This is a genomic window from Pseudomonas sp. P5_A2_2 (genome assembly GCF_054177685.1).
The window spans coordinates 1-2,572 of the sequence record NZ_JBGCUL010000651.1 but is presented as its reverse complement, the minus strand read 5'-3'; the positions used below and the strand labels follow the sequence as shown (position 1 = coordinate 2,572).

General features: G+C 61.3%; 1 protein-coding gene and 1 pseudogene. Both read left to right on the top strand.

Translation table 11 applies throughout. The features are described from left to right. Positions 1-547: pseudogene (locus ACXRVY_RS23685) on the top strand (alpha-amylase); the annotation flags it as partial. Positions 548-549: 2 nt separating this feature from the next. Further along, on the top strand, positions 550-2,572 hold a 2,023-nt coding region (gene glgB / locus ACXRVY_RS23680; protein WP_458238393.1), incomplete at its 3' end, for a 1,4-alpha-glucan branching protein GlgB.

Sequence of the window (2,572 nt, the reverse complement as noted above, 5' to 3'; positions counted from 1 at the left end):
CAAAAAAGTCATTCTCAGTCATGTGCAAGAGTTGGGCAAAAAGACCGCGGGCGGCTTGCGTATTCGCGTGCACGGCGACCTGCATCTGGGGCAGGTGCTGGTGATCAAGGGCGATGCCTACCTGATCGACTTCGAAGGCGAACCGGCGCGACCATTGCATGATCGACGGTGCAAACACAGCCCGTACAAGGATGTCAGCGGTGTGCTGCGTTCCTTCGACTATGCGGCGGCGATGGCGATCAATGTGCAGAGCCTCGATAACACCTCGTCAGCCGCTGCCGCGCGCTTGCGGGTCACCGATCGCTACTTGAGCGAGGCGCGGCAAGCATTTGTCGACGCTTATCGGCTAGCGGCAGCTACTCTTGCCCATGCATGGCAAGATCCCGAAGRCGAGGATGCCGCGCTGGCGTTGTTCGGTCTGGAGAAGGCGGCGTACGAAGTGGCCTATGAGGCGGAAAATCGCCCCACCTGGTTGCCCGTCCCGTTGCACGGTTTATATGGATTATTGAGTGGGCTTAAACCCTTTTCCGATCTTGGTGGAGAGTAGTCATGAGTGTCTCGAACAAGGAACAGGGTCATCACAAAGAAGCGCTGCTGCCCAGCGCGCGGGATATCGACGCATTGGTGCGCGCCGAGCATATCGACCCTTTTGCGATTCTCGGCCCTCACGCCGATGGCGTCGGCGGGCAGTTCATTCGCGCTTATCTGCCGGGCGCCCTGAGTGTAGAAGTGCTGGCCCGGGACTCGGGCGAAGCGCTTGGGAATCTTCAAGCCACAGAGACACCGGGGTTGTTTGTCGGGCATTTCCAGCGTGCGCTGGCGTATCTGCTGCGCACCCGTTGGGCCGGCGGCGAGCAAACCGCGGAAGATCCTTACAGCTTCGGCCCGTTGTTGGGCGAAATGGATTTGTACCTGTTTGCCGAAGGCAATCACCGCGACCTCAGTGCGTGCCTGGGCGCGCAACTCAAGACTGTGGACGGCGTCGACGGCGTGCGTTTCGCAGTGTGGGCGCCGAATGCCCGGCGGGTGTCGGTGGTCGRTGATTTCAACGTCTGGGACGGACGCCGGCATCCGATGCGCCTGCGTCATCCCACTGGCGTCTGGGAGTTGTTCATCCCGCGTCTGCGAGCCGGGGACACCTACAAATACGAGATTCTCGGCGCCCACGGCATTCTGCCCTTGAAGGCTGATCCCGTGGCACTGGCCACCAGCCTGCCACCGGACACCGCCTCGAAAGTCGCTTCACCCTTGAACGTCGACTGGCAGGATCAGGACTGGATGCTGGCCCGGAGCGACCGCCACCGGGTGACTGCGCCCTTGTCGATCTACGAATTGCACGCCGGCTCATGGCAATGTGAGCTGGATGACCTGGGCGAAGTGGCCCGCCAGTACACCTGGCCCGAATTGACCGAGCGACTGATTCCCTATGTAAAAGACCTGGGTTTTACCCACATCGAACTGATGCCGATCATGGAGCACCCGTTCGGCGGTTCGTGGGGCTATCAGTTGTTGTCGCAATTCGCGCCGAGTGCGCGGTATGGCACGCCGGACGAGTTCGCCGCCTTCGTCAACGCCTGCCATGTGGCCGGGCTCGGGGTGATCCTCGATTGGGTGCCGGCGCATTTCCCCACCGATACCCATGGCCTGGCCCAGTTCGACGGCACGGCGTTGTACGAGTACGGCAACCCCCAGGAAGGTTTCCACCAGGACTGGGACACGCTGATCTACAACCTGGGGCGCACCGAAGTGCACGGCTACATGCTGGCGTCGGCGCTGCACTGGCTCAAGCATTTCCACGTTGACGGCCTGCGGGTCGATGCGGTGGCCTCGATGCTGTACCGCGACTACTCGCGCAAGGCTGGCGAATGGGTGCCGAACCGCCATGGCGGGCGAGAGAACCTCGAAGCCATCGACTTCCTGCGCCACCTCAATGACGTAGTGGCCCTGGAAGCGCCTGGTGCATTGGTCATCGCCGAAGAATCCACCGCCTGGCCGGGTGTCAGCCAGGGCACGCAACAGGGCGGCCTGGGCTTTGCCTACAAATGGAACATGGGCTGGATGCACGATTCGCTGCACTACATCCAGCAAGATCCGGTGTACCGCGCCCATCACCATAACGAGTTGAGTTTCGGCCTGGTGTATGCCTGGTCCGAGCGCTTCATCCTGCCGATTTCCCATGATGAAGTGGTGCACGGCAAACACTCGCTGATCGACAAGATGCCCGGCGACCGCTGGCAGAAATTCGCCAACCTGCGGGCCTACCTGAGTTTCATGTGGGCGCATCCGGGCAAGAAATTGCTGTTCATGGGCTGTGAGTTCGGCCAGTGGCGCGAGTGGAACCACGACCAGCAGCTGGACTGGTACCTGTTGCAATACCCCGAGCACAAGGGCGTGCAGAAACTGGTGTCTGACCTCAATCGTTTGTACCGCGAAGAGCCGGCGCTGCACGAGCAGGACGATGTGCCGCAGGGTTTCCAATGGCTGATCGGCGATGACGCGATCAACAGCGTTTATGCGTGGCTGCGCTGGAGCAAGGACGGCTGGCCTGTGCTGGTGGTGGCCAACTTTACGC